Below are 20,097 nucleotides of genomic sequence, written 5' to 3'. Positions count from 1 at the left end.
AAATGAACTCCGAACAGCGCATTGAATTTAAGCCTATAAATTCGGGTTATAACCGTGTCTTTAAACCTGGAAAACTATCCCTTGGGTTAGTGGTTCCAATTGAAAATTACGACAATGCCTCGATACCATCCATGCAACGCCATATAGAACGCGTGCAGCTTGCAGAAAAACTAGGATTTTCAGCTGTTTGGTTACGAGATATTCCCTTTAATGTCCCCTCTTTTGGCGATGCAGGTCAACTTTATGACCCTTTCGTTTATCTTGGCGCACTTGCCCTACAAACCCGTCAGATAGCATTAGGGGTTTCAAGCGTTATTTTGCCCCTTCGTCACCCCTCCCATATTGCAAAATCAGCAGCCACAGCAGACCAATTATCACAAGGACGATTAATCCTAGGAATTGCATCTGGAGACCGACCTGAAGAATATCCTGCACACAATATAATTTTTGAAAATAGAGGGGAGCGTTTTAGGGAAAGTTACGAATATATACGGGCAATGGCAACTACCTCCCCAACGATCAATAATAGTTTTGGTCATCTACATGGAAAGTTAGAGATGTTTCCTAAACCTGTTTCCGATCAAATACCCATGTTGGTTACAGGTATTAGCCAGCAGTCTGAAGACTGGATTGCAAAAAACACCAACGGCTGGATAACCTACCCTAAAGCTGAAAATATACAAAGACAACTCATTGAGAAATATAGATCACTAAGTCGAGCTGCAAGCCTAATGGAGAAACCCGTTATGGAACCGCTCTACATAGATTTGCTGCCTGACGACAACGCCTCTCCCACCCCCATACATTTAGGGCTGAGACTTGGAATTAAACACTTACGCAACTACCTAAAAATCAGACGCGATATTGGCGTTAACCATATAGCACTCAATCTTCGCTTTAACCGCTCAAACCCTGAAACAACCATTAAGAAACTCGCTAACGAATTACTACCAGACGTATAAACCTAGGAAATTGACATGAAAAAAACAATATTAATCACCGGTTCTACCGATGGTATCGGTCTGGAAACAGCAAAATTATTAGCTCGAAAAGGCCATAATATACTGATACATGGCCGCAACAAAACCAAGCTAAATAAGGCTTATGAACACCTTATACCCTTAACAACATCAGAAAAGCTTAAAGCCTATCAAGCCGACCTTTCTAATATGCCTAACGTAATGCAGCTCGCTAAGACGATCACAGACAACCATTCTACAATCGATGTGCTAATTAATAATGCAGGTATCTATACCACTCCTTCACCACAAACAGATCAAGGGCTTGATGTGCGTTTTGCCGTCAACACTCTGGCTCCTTATTTATTAACTAAGCAGATAGCCCCTCTCATGCCTGAAACGGGCCGCGTGCTTAACCTTTCATCTGCGGCACAAGCCCCCGTGGTTCTCGATGCACTTAGAGGAAGCATCAAAATCGATAATGCAAATCAGGCCTATGCCCAAAGTAAACTCGCCATAACCATGTGGTCTTTCTACCTAGCCCAAGAGCACCCTTCCAATTGGCCTTCGATTATTGCAATTAACCCCGGATCACTACTGGCGAGCAAAATGGTTAGAAATGCTTACGGCATAGAGGGAAAAAGCCTCTCAATTGGCGCAAAAGTATTGGTCAAAGCCGCATTAGATAAGGATTTTGAAAATGCTTCGGGTACGTATTTCGATAACGACAGCAACACATTTTCTGCCCCACATAACGATGCGCTTAATTCAGAAAAAAACAAAGCATTAGTTCAAACGATCGAAACCCTTCTGAAAAAGTTGGTCTAGTGTATCCCTATCCACTATTCGCCATATAGCTAAGGTGTGAATATAAAGTTTCTTACTACTCAAAAGGGGCTGTGCAACGTCAGGTTCACCAAACACATGATAAGGCTAGAACGAGGGCTATTGATTTATACTCCCAACATGCCCCCGTTTTCGCTCGACGGAGCGGGTAGATCTTTGAATGAGACTAAGTAGATATAGAGCCTTAAAATAGGCCCAACTCTAGTTTGACCTGATCTAACCAGCCAGTAAGACGCTCTGTTGTTTGCTCGCGTTGCCAGTCTTCATCTAGCGCGAGGCCGATAAAGTGCTTTTTATCTTGTGTGAGGGCTTTTGATTCTTCAAATTCGTAGCCATCGATAGGCCAGTGGCCTACGATTTCAGCCCCCTTATTGACAATTTTATCGTGTAGCATACCCATAGCATCAACAAACCACTCAGGGTAACCGTATTGATCACCTAAACCAATAAAGGCTGCTTGCTTACCTTCAAAATTAAGCTGGTCCACTTCTTCCCAAACATCTAGCCAGTCTTCTTGAACTTCACCGTAATCCCAAGTGGGAATAGCAAAGATCAAAAGATCATAATGGCTGGCCGAATCGAGTGTTGTGTCCGCCACATCGAATAGATCAATATCGGAAATATCCCATTCCGCTTTTACTTTATCGGCTATATCGCCTGTGTTACCTGTGGTTGTTCCATAGAAGAGTGCAGTTTTCACGAAAGTAGGTCTCTAAATCTAGTTTGAGGCTTTTGCTCGCTAAATAGCTTGCGTTCGACTTTTAAAATACCATAAATTTAATTGATAATCATTATCGTTATTATTTAGTTGTAGATATAGCTAATTTATCACTCGTAATTAACGAATACGATATGGGAGTGATCATTAAGCACCGGAACCAGATATAGAGAATATTGTCATCTATGACCCGGTTATCCATACTGGGGGGACAATACAAAAAACACTCAGTGGAATACCAAAAGACCATCAATCTCGTATATTGATTTTTTATACTGAAATAAACGAAGGCGCGCTAAAGATGATTAAGGATTTAAGTCAAAGGGCTGAATTCTACTGCCTTCGTATCTCTAGCCGTAAAAATAAGCCCTCAGGATGTGTTGATATGGGAGCCAAGTTGTACGGCACACTTTCTTAGTACTCTGTACGAAAAAAAGATACACCTCTTTCCCTCGCCTATTTATGATCAGAGATAACGACTAAAATAGACCATCGCAGGTTAAGTGTGATTAACGTGCGATGTGGAAAGCCTTCACATATTTTTCCATTCTACCCTCACCCCCGATTTCTCTTAAAATTCTCCGCCTGCTCCAAGATCTTTTTATAAACATCATCGTTGGCCACCGGTGGATAACCATATTTGGCCAGTAGTAAGATCAGCTTCACTTGTAGCTCGGCTTTGATATCTTCCCGTTGGTTCCATGCGGGGAAGCTGGCGACGCTATCGACCTCCTTCTTGGCATGCTTAGCCAATTCAATCATCTTATCTTCAGGGTAGGTGAAGTCATACTTAATCGACAGAGATTTTAAGATGTCGTAAAACGCTTTCTCTTCAAAGTCGATGCCCATATCGGCAAAGGATGTCATTTCGTTTTTTAGGTCATGGTACAGGTCGATAATTTCATTAGAGAAGTCTTCCAGCACGCTGCTAACAAGCACATCGTCTTCTTTACGTTCGTTGTATTTATCCACCAGCGCTTTGAACTTTTTAGAGAAATCGACCGCTTGCACTTTATTGGTTTTCGAGACTTCGCCAATGGCTTTTTCCAACAGCTTTTGCAGCAGTTTAATCTTGGTATTTGGCAGTTTTATTTTGTCGATTTTAGCTAGATAATCTTCATCGAAAATATCAATCGCGCCCTCTTCAGCTTCATCACCCAATTTGAAGATCTCTTCGACACCATCGCTTTTAATCGCTTCGGCGATCATCTCCCGCACTTTGGCGTTCATCTGCGCCGTATCGGGTGCCGTGCCTCGGGTTAGCTTGTAGATAATAGAGCGGATCGCCATGTAGAAGTGGATATGATCACGCTCATCTTTGCTGATCTGCTCGTTACCACAGCAGATATCATAAGCCGCTTTTAAGCGCTTGGTGATATCCATAAAGCGCTTTTCGGTTTTGTCTGTTTGCATCGCATATTCGGCAGCCCGATTAAGACAATTTAACTGGCCAACAGGATCACCGGTGAAATAGTCTGCACTATCAAAATGATAAAAAGCCTTATTGAGTAGATCTAAGTGATTACGCACTTCAACAATCGAGGCGGCAATATCTTCAAAGTTATCACTGCCACTGCCACCAAACTGTTTCAGTGCTTTATTCATCTGGGTTTTAATGCCGATGTAATCCACCACCAGCCCTTTGCTCTTGCCTGCAAACTTGCGGTTTACCCGTGAGATCGTTTGTATCAAGTTATGTTGTGAAACAGGTTTATCTATATACATAGTATCGAGAAACGGTACATCAAAGCCGGTCAGCCACATATCCACCACAATGGCGATTTTAAAGTTAGACTTAGCCTGCTTAAATTGGCGATCCAGCTCTTTGCGATCATCTTTACTACCAAGCAGATCCCACAGCGCTTTCTCATCATCTTTATTGCGCGTCATCACCATGCGCACCCGCGCAGAGGCTTTTATCTCCTTACGCTCTTTGTCACTAAGTGATTCACCTTTAGCGCATTCCAGCACCTCAAACCACTCAGGGCGTAAGCGCTCTAACTCCTGATACAGCTGATAGGCAATTTGGCGAGAACTGCTAACAAACATCGCCTTGCCCGCCACGGTAGAGCCTTCAGCAACACGATCTTCATAATGGGCGACAAAGTCTTTAGCTAACGCGCGAATACGATCGGGATCGCCCAAAATGGCCCCCATGCAGGCCATCGCTTTTTTGCTGTCGTCTATCTGGTAATCAGTCGCGCCATCGTCGGCACATTGCTGATAGTAGGCTTCAATCTCTTGTAGCTTGCTGTTATCCAGAACCACTTTTGCCGCACGCCCTTCATAGACAATGCGCACGGTAATCTCATCCTTGACGGACTCGTTCATAGTGTAGCTATCTACCACCGTACCAAACACATCCAAGGTGGCATCAATAGGCGTACCGGTAAAACCCACATAGGTGGCGTTCGGCAGAGAGTCATGTAGATATTTAGCAAAGCCGTAGGTTTTCTTAACCCCTCGGTCTTTACCTTCAGTCACCACCGAGATTTTTTGCTCTAAATTAATCTGGCTACGGTGAGCCTCATCAGAAATACAGATCACATTACAGCGATCCGTTAATAGCGCCACATCTTCGGTAAACTTATGAATCGTAGTTAAAAACACACCACCACTCTGGCGGCCCTGCAGTTTGGCACGCAAGTCAGCACGGGAGGTCACTGTTTCAACAATCTGATCGCCAATATAGGTTTTGGCATTGGTAAACTGCTTAGAGAGTTGATCGTCTAAATCGGTACGGTCGGTAATCAAGACAATAGTAGGGCTGGCAAAGTCCACGCTCTTCATCAACAGGCGCGCTAAAAATTGCATGGTAAAGCTTTTGCCGCAACCGGTGGCACCAAAATAGGTGCCGCCTTTACCATCGCCAACAATCTCACCTTCACTATTAGGTCGTTTCTGATGCGCTTTAATGCTTTGGTAGAGTTTAGTGGCCGCATAATACTGCGGATAACGACAGACGATTTTGATCTCTTGATGGCTCTTATCAGGGAAATAGATAAAGTGCCGAATAACCTCACGTAAACGCTGCTGATCAAACAGCCCTTGCAGCATACTGGTGAGCGAACTGATGCCGTCCTTTTCCGCCGTCTCATTGCCGTTGACTTTGCGCCAGCCATAATAAAACTCATAAGGCGCAAACAGGGTGCCCATTTTGTTATTCACCCCATCACTGATCACACAGAGGGCGTTATAAACAAACAACTGGGGAATATCACGGCGGTAACGGGTGCAAATCTGCACGTAAGCATCGTGAATAGTGGCTTCTTCACGAATAGCACTTTTAAACTCAAACAACACCAGCGGCAAACCATTGATATACAAAATGCCATCAGGAATACGCAGCTCACCGCCACTGGCAGAAGCCACGCCTTCAATCTCTAACTGGTTAACGATTTTAAAAAGGTTATTGGTGTGCGGCTGGGCCTGATAGCTTGCGCCCTCTTCGGCAACAATGGATAGCTGATCCACCTCATCTACCGTTGGCACCCGCATCGCCGCCAGGTCGCTGTAATCGATCAGCTGTATATAGAGGTCTTTATCATTAGGGTCTTCGCGCTTGAGTAAAAAGCCATCACTCAACCACTTACAGAAGGTTTTGTTACTCTCATACAGATCACTCGCCGAGAGCAGCTCTAACTGACGGATAATGCCGTCGATCTCATGCTCAGTAATACCCTCACTGGCATATTGCTGACTTAAAAAAGCGCGCAGATCCGATTTAATCAATACCTCAGTGTTCCCCCGCGAAAGCTCACTGCCCAACACATGGGGATAACCCTGCTCCTCCAGTAGTTGGATAATAGCATTTTCTAATTGGGCTTCGGTAAATTTCACGGCACGACATCCTGTTGTGTTTTGTCAGCGTTGTACGCTTAGCTGTTGCTTCAATGTAATTGGGTAATACAAGGTTTAATCACTGTTGGGCAAGTTTTTCAGCATACGATCAAAGTCAGATTCGATAGGCTGTCGCTTATTAAACTTCTCGTATTCAGCATGGGCCTTTTCTTTCGCTTGATCCCGTGTAACCGTACCATAGCCTTCCAGCACTTCGTATTCGTTAAAGCTTAAAAATTTCTCCACACTGAGGGCAAAATTTTGCATCGTAAAGCTATTACGTCGTTCAATAATACGTTCAATATAATCAAAAAAGCCGGCCACTGCGGCCTCTAACTGTTTGATCTCTTTTTCACTTAAATAGTTTTTACCCACCGTAGTATCAGACTTTAAAATACGGCCTTCAGGCGCATGCTTAAACGTATTCATCCCCATCAATGGCTGAGTGCTATCGGCTTTATTATAGATAAGCTCGCTAGATGTATTACCCGTAATCGCGAAATGAAACTGATCTTGCACATGGGCATAGAACTGACGGGTGGTATCTGATTTAGGGTCATAATCAATACTGCACTCAGCAAAAATATCCGTAATTTGCTGGTAGATACGTCGTTCGCTCGCGCGAATAGAGCGGACCCGTTCCAACAACTCACGAAAATAGTCTTTACCGAAGTAGCGACCATTTTTAAGGCGCTCATCATCCATGGCAAAGCCTTTGATGATGTATTCTTTAATTAGCGCCGTCGCCCAGATTCTAAACTGAGTGGCTTGTACCGAATTGACCCGATAGCCGACCGAGATCACCGCATCGAGGTTATAGTATTTTGTGGTGGTTTTTTGTGTTTTGCCCGCTATAGCGCCATGGGCAGTGGTATTTTCCAAAAAGGAAACAACCACTTTTTCATCTAACTCACCGCTTTCAAAAATATTTTTTAAGTGCTTTGAAATAGCAGGCACACCCACGGCAAACAGCTCTGACATTCGTTTTTGTGTCAGCCAAAGGGTTTCGTTATTCAACAGCACCTCTACCTTCACATCACCACTCGGGGCGGTGTAAAGTAGAAACTCAGTGCTTTGATCTTGCAGGCTGAGGGGTTTATCACTCATAAGCAGTCTCAGACGGGTTGGTTTCGCTATCGAGCAGAGACTCTGGCAGACGCAGTTCGCCGGAGATCAGTTTAGGGAGAAGAGTGTCGCGGAGCTTTTCAAGAGTAGCTATAGACTCAAGATTGGATTTTATTTTTAAATTTAATACATTAGAAATATTATTATATTCATCTAATATCTGAGGCTTAGGCAATACCATTTCTAAATTTCTTAGAGCTTTTAAAGAAAGATATTTTTGAGTTGTACCAGCCATACGAGCTTCAAGATAATTTTTCATATTAGGAGATAAAAGCAACTGATATAAATAATTTTTAAAGCTAGGAGCGACTGATGTGCGAAATAGCCCTACATTCTTAATCGCAAATAATGCTGGCTGCTCCAATACTAGATATGGAATACCTACAGTACCAATCATAGTTAACAATATATCACCAGTAGAAACTTCACTGCGCTTATTAACAGCGTCATAGTCCTCTTTAGAAATTAAATAAGTATCTTCCAGTTTTAACGTCCCTGACGTTATATGTCGGGAAGTAACTAAAGGAAAACCCTCTTCAGATTTTTTAGGTGAATCATGTGTGCCATCGCGAACATCAACTATATTTCCACTTAATACTCTTTCCCACCCCTTCGGTATCCAGCCCAACTCCTCTGTTTCTTCAAACTCACTGGGGAATAACTGACGAACATCATCGGGCAAGGGTTGGTGATCCGGTTTGGCGAGTTGCTGCTGGCGGCGCTGGGCGCGTGCTTGCAGCTCCTCGGGGATAGGCTTACCCGCGGCTAAGGCGTTGTCGATCACGGGGTCGAAATCCACAAACCAGCTTTTAAACAAGGCTTGCGCCATCTGCTCTAAGGTTTGGTTGGTTTGGCGGTTGAGTTGGATTTTTTTATCTATAGATGACAATATTTGAGCAATTTTTTCTTGTCTATGTAAAGAAGGAAGTCTAATTTTCGCATCTCTAACCATATCTAAAGTTAAATTTTTCATAGTGCTATCGTTAGCATTATGAAGAAGGTGAGGCCTTAAATAGATAAGCGTGTAGTAGAGATACTCTTTAGTAATACCATTTAGCTTTTTTAAGACCTGCCACCCATCATGGATACAGGCTGTTATCCCCATAAATTTTGGTAATCCAGCAGTCCCACTGTTAGATAATATTAAATCGCCTTTATGCACGATTACACTACGGCAAACACCCTCTTCTTTAATATATTGATTTGTTTTATTAATAAGCCTAGAGTTACATTCTGTCGCGTCTGCAATTTTGACCCACGGCATACCTGTGGTTTTTGTTATGTAATTAACTATAGGTCTAGGAGAAGAGCCTCTTCTAATTTCACAGACATCGCTTAACTTGACCTCTTTCCACTCACTCCCCATAACCCAGCACCTCCAAGTTCTGACAAATGGTGTTATCCAGCGCTTCGGCTTCTTTCATCTGGCGATACAAGGTTTGGCTAAGTTCACGCATTTTATCTTCAAAGGGGATGCCGTCGTCTTCGATATCCGCCGCGCCCACATAACGGCCGGGGGTGAGTACATAATCGTTCTTTTGAATATCCGCTAAGCTGGCCGCTTTGCAGTAACCGGCCACATCTTCATAGTGCGCTAGCGTGCCGCTGCCATCCTGCGTTTCACCGCGCCATGCGTGGTAGGTACCGGCGATTTTGGCAAGGTCATCGGGGGTTAGCTCTTTATGAATACGGCTGGCCATGGTGCCCATCTGGCGGGCATCGATAAACAGGGTTTCCCCTTTGCGATTACGATAGCCGCGGGTTTTATCTTCACCTTTGTTTTTGGTAAGGAACCATAAACACACAGGGATCTGCGTGGTGTAGAACAGCTGCCCCGGTAGCGCGATCATGCAATCCACATGGTCGTTGTCGATAATCTCTTGGCGAATAGTACCTTCGCCACTGGTGTTAGAACTCATGGAGCCATTGGCCAAGACAAAACCGGCGGTGCCGCTTTCGCTGAGTTTACTGAGTATATGCAGTATCCACGCATAGTTGGCATTACCGGTGGGCGGTACGGTGTAACCGGCCCAGCGTGGATCATCCACCAGCTCATTGTCGGCGCGCCACTGTTTTTGGTTAAACGGCGGGTTAGCCATAATGTAATCGGCTTTCAAATCAGGGTGCTGATCTTTAAAGAAGGTATTGCCTGAAACATCTCCCAAGTTGCCGTTAATCCCCCGAATGGCGAGGTTCATTTTGGCAAGCTTATAGGTAGCGCTGGTGTATTCCTGACCGTAGATCGAGATCTCTTTTTGGTTGCCGTTGTGACTGTTCACAAACTTGATCGATTGCACAAACATACCGCCCGAACCACAGCAAGGGTCGTAGATTTTACCTTTGTAGGGTTCCAGCATTTCGGCCAATAGTGCCACTACCGATTTAGGCGTATAGAACTCGCCCCCGCCTTTACCTTCACTGGCGGCAAACTTACCGAGGAAGTATTCATAGACCCGACCGACCAGATCTTCTTCGCTCATCTGGCATTCGTTGACCAGCGTATCAATATTGTTAATGGTATCGAGCAACGCCGCCAGCTTGCTGCTTTCTAAGCCTAAACGAGAGAAGTAGTTATCCGGCAAGGCACCCGCCAGAGATTTGTTGGTTTTCTCGATGGCGTGGAGCGCGGTATCGATTTTAAGGGCGATATCATCCTGCTTGCTGTGTTTGATCAACGTCGCCCAACGTGCCTCTTCACTGAGGTAAAACACATTGCTCTGGGCATAAAACGGCACCATATCAACAAACTGTTCTTTACCATCATCAATGAGCGCTTGGCGATGGGCTTCAAACTTGTCACTAATGAATTTAAGAAAGATCAAACTCAACACGATGTGTTTGTATTCAGACGACTCTACGCTGCCACGTAGTTTATTGGCGCTGTCCCAAAGGGATTCTTCAAAGGAGGTGTTTTGTTTTTTTGATGATTTAGATTTTGCGGGTGCTTTAGCCATTGCAGAAACGATTCCATTGTATAAGTAACACGCCCTTCCTGGGATGATTCTATTGGGTAAGGGCGAGCCTTAAAAAAAAGCTGTATCTAATAGTGAACCTAATAGGGCTAGATTCTGGCAGAAATTAACCCTTATGTCGCCCTGTGCTAAAGCAAACAAACATACGCCATATAAAATTGACTAGATCTCTGCCGTAACGGCCTTATATCTTAACAATAAAATTCTTTTAAAACTGTTATTTCATGAAAAGGTAAACGGTCTCAACCGCCAGTAAACGGTGCTGTTCAGGGCAGAAATATGGTTAACGTTCCAGCCAGAGCGACCCTAGTCATCCTTATATTTCAACTCATTATTATCAATCATTCGCCTACACATAGAGCAATAAGCGCTTAACTTTCCCCGATGCGAGTTTGGTGTTGGTTTTATTAGCCAACAATTGATCTAACAGATCAGCAACCGGCTGACTGTCATAGTCGATACTTATCATTTCTTGAGTTCCTGCCATTGGTTTTTTTATTCTATAATCAATTTAAAGCATGGAGCGATGCAGAGGAAGGCCCCCGTGGGCTATCCAATGACTCTGTACGCGGTGTATGTGGCGGGGCTATTACACCGCATGCCTTATCTCTCTCTTCTGTACATCAGTACACCTTCACGTAGGCGCTTGCGTCGGTTCCGGTATTTACGCCTGCCATATCAATTGAGTGAAATGGGTAGATGGCATCCCGTAGGTGCAGGCGGACAGGAGGGACGGGCACCCCTTAAAAGAGAAATATGCTTATCTTCTTTCACCAATATAAGACAGCATTTCAATCTATAGTTAAATGTGGTGCTGCTCTGAAAGCTCGCAAGAAAGCCCCTTTAGAGGGACTTTAAATTATTGACCACTTCTAAAAAGGTCATTAAGCAATGGCTTGCAGTCCTTTTTTTTCTGCGATAGCAAGCAATTTAGCCGTAGCGCCAGATGGTTTTGAGGAGCCTTGTTCCCACCGCTGCACAGCTTTGACTGTAACGCACAGATAAGCCGCCAGTACAGACTGGCTAACATGATTTTTCTCCCTGACCTCTTTGATTCGTTCTGGCGTGTAGGTTGGGACAGGTGTCAAACATAACGCATCAAAATTGCGCATAGTAATCTCATTAACAGCTCCACATTCATGCAGAGCAGTCACATCTTCGTGTATAGCGTTAAGAATATCACTCATGACTGTTATTCCTTAATATTCTTTTTTATTTCAATTAATGCGCCGGACTCTAAAGCCGCTTTCAGCTTTTGGGCATTCAGCTCAAAATATATTTTGGCCATTTCCTTTAAGGCAGCTTTTTCTTGCCTAGTAATATTATCTTTTTCACCTTTAGGAAAACCATAAAGAAAAAAAGCTCTCTCGCCTTTTTTAAACCCTATAATTGTGCGCAGACTTCCACTCTTACCCTGACCGTTAATGCCAATACGCTTTTTAAAAGTGGAGCCACCTAAGTCGGCATCGATGAGCCCTTGTTCTATTTCTGTGATGGCTCTTACGATTTTCTCATCAACCAAACCAACATCATTAGACCATTTGCCAAATTTTTTCGTTAAAAAAATCCGTGTCACTCAAATCTTCCTTCCATGCATGAAACACCTAAACTATACCACTTACTAGTATACTAATAAATAGCATAGAACCAACATAATTAAATACTTCCTGCGCCAATGGGAAGGTGCCCTGAAGGGTGGAGTTTAGGAGGTTATCCCTAATAAAAGCTAAGGCCTAAAAAGAAGAGTATTCGCGCACGAGGTAACTTTATGCTTGGCGTCATTAGAGTGAGGAAAAGAGATGTACGTCTTAACTGACTTCTGGACGATATAAGATGCTTTAAACGTTTTGGAAATGAAGAATATGGTGGAGCCTAGGAGGATCGAACTCCTGACCTGTTCGCTGCCAGCGAACCGCTCTCCCAGCTGAGCTAAGGCCCCATATTGAGTGGGCGTTATAGTAATGAGGGGTGTTTAGCCTGTCAAGCAAATTGAAGGGGTGAAATTCAATTAGTTCAATACCTTACCTGAGACGGCTTTATTCAGAGCTTTCGGCCAGACACCCCTGGCGACGTAAAGGCTAGCCGCCTACAACCTAGCTGCTTGTAGGCGCCGGCCTTTATCTCTGCAAAACCTGTTTAGCCTTCGATCTGGCTGCTTAGGTCTCGGTACTCTTTTTCCCAACGCTTGGCTTCTTTCTTAGAGGGACCACCCAGTACGTTCACCGCATGGCGTAGACGGGCGCGGGTCATATCTGGGCCTAGAATTGCCATAGAGTCCATTACCGATACGGTTTGGTTTGTACCTGCAATCGCTATAAATAGCGGGAATAGGAAGTCACGGATCTTAAAGCCCATTGCATCGGCCAACTGTTTTAGTTGGCTGAATAGACGGTCTTTATCCCACCGGCTTTCAGTATCTAATAGCCAAACTGCATATTGCAGCATACGGCGGATATCGTCTTTTTCGAGGGACTTATGTTCAAAATCCCCTTCGCTAATATCTAACATGCCCGCTAGGAAGAAACTCGCTAAAGGCGCAACGTCAGACAGTGTTTCAACCCGCTGTTGAATCAAAGGAACGATCTGCATCAGGTATTCAGGGTTGAGTGCCCACTCCTGATATTTGGCAGCAAATTGCTCGGTAGTTAGATCTTCACGTAACCATAGGCCGTTTAACCAGCTCAGTTTGGTCTGGTCAAAGATTGGGCCGCCTAAAGATACTCGTTGAATATCAAAATTATCAAACATCGCCTGACGCGTAAATTTCTCGCTTTCATCCGGCATTGACCAACCCATACGTGCTAAATAGTTCAGCAAGGCTTCTGGCAAAAAGCCCATACGTTGGTAATACAGAATACTGGTTGGGTTTTTACGTTTAGATAGTTTTGACTTATCAGGGTTACGCAGCAATGGCATATGACAAAGCTTAGGCATATCCCAACCAAAATATTGGTAAAGCAGCTGATGTTTAGGTGCTGAGTTGATCCACTCTTCACCACGGATAACATGGGTGATCTCCATCAGGTGATCATCAACCACGTTAGCTAAATGATAGGTTGGCATCCCATCGGATTTAAGTAGGATCTGCGCATCGACCATGCCCCATTCAAGCTCAATCGGGCCACGTAGCATATCCTCAACAACACACACACCTTCGCCTTCAGGTACACACATACGCACAACATAAGGTGCACCTGCGGCTTTACGCTTTGCCACTTCCTCTTCAGGTAGTGCAAGGTCGCTCTGTTTTAGCGCCGTATGGCCACCCGCAGCACGACGTGCGGTACGTAATTCATCTAGCTCTTCACCGGTGCGGTAGCAGAGAAAGGCTTTGCCTTCATCAACCAGCTGCATCGCATATTTTGCATAACTGTCTTTACGCTCGCTTTGACGATAAGGGCCGTGTGGGCCACCTACATCGGGACCTTCATCCCACTCCAAACCTAACCAGCGTAGAGAATCAAGAATCTTCTGTTCTGACTCATCCGTGCTACGCGTTTGATCGGTATCTTCAATACGCAAGATGAACTGACCGCCATGCTGACGGGCAAAAGCTAAGTTAAACAGCGCAATATAGGCGGTGCCTACATGGGGGTCACCTGTTGGAGAAGGTGCAACACGAGTACGAACAGTCGTCATTGGTGTCCTTGGAGTCGATAAATTTAAAGAAATTTTATGGGAGGGAATTATATACTTAGCGGCCCATTATGAGCCACTAAGAAATGTATCAGTACGCTATCTTGACAAGAAAAATGTTCAATATGTGGCAAACTATGAATAATTAGTCCATAGAATGGCCCACCAGATCAACGCCCCCATCCCGAGTGCAACCATCACAACAGCAGACCCTAAATCTTTTGCTAAGCCGGCCAAGGCATGAAACTCTGTTCCGGCACGATCAACAACAGCCTCAATAGCGGTATTGACTAGCTCAAATGCCAGTACCAACAAGCAGGTACAAATTAAGGCTGCTAACTGTATTGGCGTCTCTGCAACTACAAAAGATAAAGGGATTAAAACAGCGCTTGCCCAAGTTTCATAACGAAAAGCAGGCTCTTGTGCGTACGCGGCTTTGAGCCCTTGCCAGGAGTATATAGACGCATAATAAAAGCGTTTAAACCCTGTATTTTTTGTTGTAAACCCGTTTTCTTTCTCAGCCATATCGCTTTAAAACCTTTAAATAGACGATGCTCCGATTAAGGCCTTAGGCTAACATTTACCCTAAAGATACCCAACCATTATCAAGCTTTATGCAGCGCAAAAAAATCAGACAGTATATAATCTCGTCCGAGATCTAACATCACTTTTAATGCACCCACTTAATACGATAAGCCCTACACATTAATGACCATAGCTAAAGATACGCTAAACCGTCGTTTCACGGTTGCACCCATGATGGATTGGACAGACAAACACTGTCGTTATTTCCATCGCTTACTCAGTAAAGAAGCGGTCCTCTATACAGAGATGGTGACGACCGGCGCACTTATTCATGCAGAAGCCGACCGTTTTCTTCGTTACAACAAAGAGGAACAGCCGGTCGCACTTCAGCTCGGTGGCAGTAATGCCGCAGAACTGGCGCAGTGTAGCAAGATGGCTGAGGATTATGGTTACAATGAAGTGAACCTTAATGTGGGCTGCCCAAGTGATCGTGTGCAAAACAATATGATCGGTGCCTGCCTAATGGAGCACCCACAACGGGTATCTGATTGTCTTGAACAGATGCAAGCGGCTGTCGATATTCCTGTTACGATAAAACATCGTTTAGGGATTGATGATATGGACAGCTATGATGAGCTAAAAGAGTTTGTCGACGTTGTCCGTCAATCAGGCTGTAAAGTCTTTATTATCCACGCTCGAAAAGCGATTTTGCAGGGACTGAGCCCAAAAGAGAACCGCGATGTGCCACCGTTAAAATACGACTGGGTCTATCGCATTAAACAAGAATGTCCAGAGCTTGAAGTCCATATTAATGGTGGGATTAAAACCATTGAGCAATGTCACACACATCTGCAACATGTTGATGGTGTAATGTTAGGGCGCGAAGCTTATCAAAACCCTTATTTATTAGCAGAGGTCGATCAAGCTTTTTATGGCAGCACTGCGCCAATCATTGGCCGCAAAGAAGCTGCGTTAGCTATGATCCCTTATATTGAGGGCCAATTAGAACAAGGTGTCAGCTTAAACCATATAGTGCGCCACATGTTGGGGCTTTTTCATGCTCAACGGGGCGGTAAACAGTTCCGACGCTTTATTAGCGAAAATGCCCATAAACCTGGAGCCTCAATTGAGGTACTCTTAGCAGCACTGGAACGTGTACCCGATTAGAAAACGGATTATTAGATATTATGACAACGCAGTTAGAACAACTTAAACAGATCACGACCGTCGTAGCCGATACAGGCGATATTGAAGCCATTGCTCGTTTTACGCCGGTGGACGCAACGACCAACCCCTCTCTTATGCTAAAAGCAGCCGAGTTACCGCAGTATAAATCACTGCTTGTTACCGCTAAGGAGTGGGCAACAGGTAAAGGCGGTTCTGAGCAGGAACAGCTGGACAATATGACTGACCGCTTAGCGGTTGAAATTGGTCGTGAGATTCTTAATATCATTCCCGGCCGTATCTCTACCGAAGTTGATGCACGTTTGTCTTTTAATACAGAAGCAACCCTTGAGCGTGCACGTAAACTGATCAGCCTTTACGCTGAAGCAGGCATAGGTAAAGAGCGCATTCTGATTAAGATCGCCTCAACTTGGGAAGGTATCCAAGCGGCGCGTCAGCTAGAGCAGGAAGGTATCAACTGTAACTTAACCTTGTTGTTTAGTTTTGCCCAAGCTGCGGCTTGTGCGGATGCGGGTGTTTTCCTTATCTCCCCTTTTGTAGGCCGTATTCTTGATTGGTATAAAGCCAATGAAGAGGGTGATTTTAGCGGTGCAAATGACCCCGGCGTTCTATCCGTTACCAATATCTACAACTACTACAAAGCCAATGGCTACAACACTATTGTGATGGGCGCGAGCTTCCGTAATATTGGTGAGATCCAAGAACTCGCCGGTTGTGACCGTTTAACCATTGCTCCAGCGCTAATGCAAGAGCTAGAAGATAACAATGCAGCACTGCCCACTAAACTCTCAGCCGCAAATGCAACGTCTGAGCAGGGTAAGTTATCCCTAAGTGAAGCTGAGTTTCGTTGGATGATGAATGAAGACCCAATGGCCACAGAAAAGCTAGCCCAAGGTATTCGCAGCTTTGCCGCCGACCAAGTTAAGCTAGAACAACTGCTGGCAAAGATCTAAACACTACGCACTATCTCCCATCGTCTCTAACCGGCGGTGAACATTAAGAGGCTAACCTTTTTCTGAAGGTTAGCCTTTTTTATAACGTTTTATTTTCCCTGTTGTTTTTCATGGACGTTTTGCATATTTATCGGCTCTGGCCTATTCGCTCTGGCATTCGTTCCGAGCATAAAGTTTAGCGTCTACACCAAAAGCTTCGTTTGTAGGAAGTGCCTTGGTAGCCGAAAGGTTTTGAATTTATGGTTTGGAGCGTAATTCATTCGCTCACAGGGTGAGCTCCTAAAGGTGTTTGTTTGTAGGAGGCCAACCTTTGGCCGAAGGATTTGGATTCTGTGGCTTGGAGCGTAATTCATTCGCTCACAGGGTGAGCTCCTACAGGTGCTTGTCTGTAGGAGGCCAACCTTTGGCCGAAGGGTTTGGGTTCTGTGATGTAGATGCGTAATACTTCGCTCACAGGGTGAGCTCCTAAAGGTGTTTGTTTGTAGGAGGCCAACCTTTGGCCGAAGGATTTGGATTCTGTGGTTTGGAGCGTAATTCATTCGCTCACAGGGTGAGCTCCTACAGGTATTTGTTTGTAGGAGGCCAACCTTTGGCCGAAGGGTTTGGATTCTATGGCTTGAAGCGTAATTCATTCGCTCACAGGGTGAGCTCCTTGTATGTTTAACCTCAACGATTATTTATCATTGGTAATCGTTTCTGGGGAAGCCGCCCGCTCCTTGAAGCAGGTTAATTCTGACTTTGTATGTAGAGGGGCTCCCCACCTCTTTACTAGTTCGAAGAGTATCATGAAGCTAGTACTAGACTTCGCATCACAAGGTTGAGCCAGTATAAAGTGCGAGGTTGGGGAACCAGAAGCCATTCTAGCAATTCAACGTTATGGAGTCAGCTTGTGAGTACGTTTTCCGGTATTGATATCAGTGCAAGATCATTCGATCTAGTCATTAAAAGTGGAAACTCTATTGGTAAAGCACAAGCTTTCAAGCAACACCCTGATGACTTCGAGCGCGCTGCTAAAATTTTAAAGAAAAACAAGGTAATACTTGTTGTGATGGAAGCAACAGGAATCTATCACTTAGATTTAGCTGTCCATCTTGTAAGTGCAGGTATCACTGTTGCTGTGATTAATCCGCTGAGTAGCAAGCGCTTTGCTGAGTTGAAATTATCACAAACCAAAACCGACGCAGCTGATGCGGCCTTGTTAGCAGAATATGCGGCGGTTATGAAACCAGAACCTTGGGCCCCACCAAAATCAGAGTATATGGCGCTCAAAGATATTGGACGCCAGATTAACCGTATAACAAAAGATAAGGTAAAAGCGAAGAATCGACTGCATGCGCTTCAGTCCAAAAACAGTCCCGCTATTCTGATTGAAGACTTGGAAGAGAGTGTTTCTTTTTATGAGAGCCGCATTGACCGCCTATCTATAGCGGCGCTCAACATCATTCAAAAAGATGAGAAATTGGCTCTTGTCTTTGAATGCATGATTGCGGCCAAAGGGGTCGGTCAAAGCAGCGCTATCGCCATTCTTGCAGAATTTGTTGTACTGCCAAAAAACATGAAAGCTAAGCAGGTTACCCGTTACTGCGGCCTGGATATAAGAACTCATCAATCGGGAACCAGTGTTCGAGGTGCTGCACGAATAAGTAAAGCAGGGAACGCATACTTAAGATCGGCACTCTATATGCCTGCACTGTCAGCGTCTCGTTACGATGATAATGTTCATGAATTTAGAGAGCAGCTAATTTCTCGGGGAAAAACAAAGATGCAGGCAATTGTAGCTATCATGCGTAAGTACGTAACGGGATTATGGACTGTTTACCGTCAATGCGAAGCTTTTGATTCTGATAAATTATTCAATTTCAGTGAAAAAAAGCTTGAGCATTAACAGAGTATCTACAGGTATTTGTTTGTAGGAGGCCAACCTTTGGCCGAAGGGTTTGGGTTCTGTGATGTAGATGCGTAATACTTCGCTCACAGGGTGAGCTCCTTGTATGTTTAACCTCAACGATTATTTATCATTGGTAATCGTTTCTGGGGAAGCCGCCCGCTCCTTGAAGCAGGTTAATTCTGACTTTGTATGTAGAGGGGCTCCCCACCTCTTTACTAGTTCGAAGAGTATCATGAAGCTAGTACTAGACTTCGCATCACAAGGTTGAGCCAGTATAAAGTGCGAGGTTGGGGAACCAGAAGCCATTCTAGCAATTCAACGTTATGGAGTCAGCTTGTGAGTACGTTTTCCGGTATTGATATCAGTGCAAGATCATTCGATCTAGTCATTAAAAGTGGAAACTCTATTGGTAAAGCACAAGCTTTCAAGCAACACCCTGATGACTTCGAGCGCGCTGCTAAAATTTTAAAGAAAAACAAGGTAATACTTGTTGTGATGGAAGCAACAGGAATCTATCACTTAGATTTAGCTGTCCATCTTGTAAGTGCAGGTATCACTGTTGCTGTGATTAATCCGCTGAGTAGCAAGCGCTTTGCTGAGTTGAAATTATCACAAACCAAAACCGACGCAGCTGATGCGGCCTTGTTAGCAGAATATGCGGCGGTTATGAAACCAGAACCTTGGGCCCCACCAAAATCAGAGTATATGGCGCTCAAAGATATTGGACGCCAGATTAACCGTATAACAAAAGATAAGGTAAAAGCGAAGAATCGACTGCATGCGCTTCAGTCCAAAAACAGTCCCGCTATTCTGATTGAAGACTTGGAAGAGAGTGTTTCTTTTTATGAGAGCCGCATTGACCGCCTATCTATAGCGGCGCTCAACATCATTCAAAAAGATGAGAAATTGGCTCTTGTCTTTGAATGCATGATTGCGGCCAAAGGGGTCGGTCAAAGCAGCGCTATCGCCATTCTTGCAGAATTTGTTGTACTGCCAAAAAACATGAAAGCTAAGCAGGTTACCCGTTACTGCGGCCTGGATATAAGAACTCATCAATCGGGAACCAGTGTTCGAGGTGCTGCACGAATAAGTAAAGCAGGGAACGCATACTTAAGATCGGCACTCTATATGCCTGCACTGTCAGCGTCTCGTTACGATGATAATGTTCATGAATTTAGAGAGCAGCTAGTTTCTCGGGGAAAAACAAAGATGCAGGCAATTGTAGCTATCATGCGTAAGTACGTAACGGGATTATGGACTGTTTACCGTCAATGCGAAGCTTTTGATTCTGATAAATTATTCAATTTCAGTGAAAAAAAGCTTGAGCATTAACAGAGTATCTACAGGTGTTTGTCTGTGGGAGGCCAACCTTTGGCCGAAGGGTTATGAAAAAATTCGCCAATTCCTGTCTATACTAATCCTTGTATGGTTCATGATGTATAAGGAGATC

Annotated in this window: 15 protein-coding genes and 1 tRNA gene; 6 read left to right on the top strand and 10 right to left on the bottom strand. The window is 44.4% G+C overall.

Annotated features, from left to right (window positions below):
• Positions 1-2: 2 nt before the first annotated feature.
• Positions 3-962, top strand: coding sequence for an LLM class oxidoreductase (locus tag ACOQOE_RS07525; protein WP_420555363.1), 960 nt, complete (start codon positions 3-5; stop codon positions 960-962).
• Positions 963-977: 15 nt separating this feature from the next.
• Positions 978-1,787, top strand: coding sequence for an SDR family NAD(P)-dependent oxidoreductase (locus tag ACOQOE_RS07520; RefSeq protein WP_420555362.1), 810 nt, complete (start codon positions 978-980; stop codon positions 1,785-1,787).
• A gap of 202 nt (positions 1,788-1,989) precedes the next feature.
• Here the strand turns inward: ACOQOE_RS07520 and ACOQOE_RS07515 are convergent, their stop codons facing one another.
• From ACOQOE_RS07515 to ACOQOE_RS07470, 10 genes are all read right to left on the bottom strand, one after another.
• Entirely contained in the window at positions 1,990-2,505 is a 516-nt protein-coding gene (locus ACOQOE_RS07515; RefSeq protein WP_420555361.1) for a flavodoxin, read from the bottom strand.
• Positions 2,506-3,078: 573 nt separating this feature from the next.
• On the bottom strand, positions 3,079-6,363 hold the full coding sequence (locus ACOQOE_RS07510; RefSeq protein WP_420555360.1) for a type I restriction endonuclease subunit R: 3,285 nt from the start codon (positions 6,361-6,363) through the stop codon (positions 3,079-3,081).
• Between the two features lie 75 nt (positions 6,364-6,438).
• Complete coding sequence (locus tag ACOQOE_RS07505; RefSeq protein ID WP_420555359.1) at positions 6,439-7,470, bottom strand: virulence RhuM family protein; 1,032 nt, start codon at positions 7,468-7,470, stop codon at positions 6,439-6,441.
• Complete coding sequence (locus ACOQOE_RS07500; protein WP_420555358.1) at positions 7,463-8,854, bottom strand: restriction endonuclease subunit S; 1,392 nt, start codon at positions 8,852-8,854, stop codon at positions 7,463-7,465. Before ACOQOE_RS07500 ends, ACOQOE_RS07505 begins: the two co-directional genes overlap by 8 nt.
• Positions 8,844-10,442 (bottom strand): type I restriction-modification system subunit M, encoded by a 1,599-nt coding sequence (locus ACOQOE_RS07495; protein WP_420555357.1) that lies wholly within the window; start codon positions 10,440-10,442, stop codon positions 8,844-8,846. The genes ACOQOE_RS07500 and ACOQOE_RS07495 overlap by 11 nt, the downstream gene beginning before the upstream one ends.
• Before the next feature lie 902 nt (positions 10,443-11,344).
• Entirely contained in the window at positions 11,345-11,647 is a 303-nt protein-coding gene (locus tag ACOQOE_RS07490) for a helix-turn-helix domain-containing protein (RefSeq protein ID WP_420555356.1), read from the bottom strand.
• Positions 11,648-11,652: 5 nt separating this feature from the next.
• Positions 11,653-12,036, bottom strand: a complete 384-nt coding sequence (locus ACOQOE_RS07485; RefSeq protein ID WP_420555355.1) for a type II toxin-antitoxin system RelE/ParE family toxin — start codon at positions 12,034-12,036, stop codon at positions 11,653-11,655.
• A gap of 287 nt (positions 12,037-12,323) precedes the next feature.
• Positions 12,324-12,399 (bottom strand) — tRNA-Ala (locus tag ACOQOE_RS07480).
• Positions 12,400-12,596: 197 nt separating this feature from the next.
• Positions 12,597-14,099, bottom strand: a complete 1,503-nt coding sequence (gltX, locus tag ACOQOE_RS07475) for a glutamate--tRNA ligase (protein ID WP_420555354.1) — start codon at positions 14,097-14,099, stop codon at positions 12,597-12,599.
• A 132-nt stretch (positions 14,100-14,231) separates the two neighbouring features.
• Positions 14,232-14,621 carry a diacylglycerol kinase gene (locus ACOQOE_RS07470; protein WP_067866797.1) on the bottom strand — a complete coding sequence of 130 codons (390 nt, stop codon included), beginning with the start codon at positions 14,619-14,621 and terminating at the stop codon, positions 14,232-14,234.
• Between the two features lie 183 nt (positions 14,622-14,804).
• Between ACOQOE_RS07470 and dusA the strand changes: the two genes are divergently transcribed.
• From dusA to ACOQOE_RS07450, 4 genes are all read left to right on the top strand, one after another.
• Positions 14,805-15,788 carry a tRNA dihydrouridine(20/20a) synthase DusA gene (gene dusA, locus ACOQOE_RS07465; protein WP_303416668.1) on the top strand — a complete coding sequence of 328 codons (984 nt, stop codon included), beginning with the start codon at positions 14,805-14,807 and terminating at the stop codon, positions 15,786-15,788.
• Positions 15,789-15,808: 20 nt separating this feature from the next.
• Positions 15,809-16,759 (top strand): transaldolase, encoded by a 951-nt coding sequence (tal, locus tag ACOQOE_RS07460; protein WP_420555353.1) that lies wholly within the window; start codon positions 15,809-15,811, stop codon positions 16,757-16,759.
• Between the two features lie 889 nt (positions 16,760-17,648).
• Positions 17,649-18,644, top strand: coding sequence for an IS110 family transposase (locus ACOQOE_RS07455; protein WP_067870027.1), 996 nt, complete (start codon positions 17,649-17,651; stop codon positions 18,642-18,644).
• Between the two features lie 339 nt (positions 18,645-18,983).
• On the top strand, positions 18,984-19,979 hold the full coding sequence (locus tag ACOQOE_RS07450) for an IS110 family transposase (protein WP_420553827.1): 996 nt from the start codon (positions 18,984-18,986) through the stop codon (positions 19,977-19,979).
• Positions 19,980-20,097 lie beyond the last annotated feature (118 nt).

Origin of the sequence: Neptuniibacter marinus (genome assembly GCF_965223595.1) — a bacterium.
Taxonomy (GTDB): domain Bacteria; phylum Pseudomonadota; class Gammaproteobacteria; order Pseudomonadales; family Balneatricaceae; genus Neptuniibacter; species Neptuniibacter marinus.
This window is presented reverse-complemented; position numbering and strand designations above follow the sequence as displayed.

Coding starts and splice junctions, on each gene's coding strand:
- ACOQOE_RS07525 (WP_420555363.1), top strand. CDS start 3: ATGAACTCCGAACAGCGCATTGAATTTAAGCCTATAAATTCGGGTTAT.
- ACOQOE_RS07520 (WP_420555362.1), top strand. CDS start 978: ATGAAAAAAACAATATTAATCACCGGTTCTACCGATGGTATCGGTCTG.
- ACOQOE_RS07505 (WP_420555359.1), bottom strand. CDS start 7,470: ATGAGTGATAAACCCCTCAGCCTGCAAGATCAAAGCACTGAGTTTCTA.
- ACOQOE_RS07500 (WP_420555358.1), bottom strand. CDS start 8,854: ATGGGGAGTGAGTGGAAAGAGGTCAAGTTAAGCGATGTCTGTGAAATT.
- ACOQOE_RS07495 (WP_420555357.1), bottom strand. CDS start 10,442: ATGGCTAAAGCACCCGCAAAATCTAAATCATCAAAAAAACAAAACACC.
- ACOQOE_RS07490 (WP_420555356.1), bottom strand. CDS start 11,647: ATGAGTGATATTCTTAACGCTATACACGAAGATGTGACTGCTCTGCAT.
- gltX (WP_420555354.1), bottom strand. CDS start 14,099: ATGACGACTGTTCGTACTCGTGTTGCACCTTCTCCAACAGGTGACCCC.
- ACOQOE_RS07470 (WP_067866797.1), bottom strand. CDS start 14,621: ATGGCTGAGAAAGAAAACGGGTTTACAACAAAAAATACAGGGTTTAAA.
- dusA (WP_303416668.1), top strand. CDS start 14,805: ATGACCATAGCTAAAGATACGCTAAACCGTCGTTTCACGGTTGCACCC.
- tal (WP_420555353.1), top strand. CDS start 15,809: ATGACAACGCAGTTAGAACAACTTAAACAGATCACGACCGTCGTAGCC.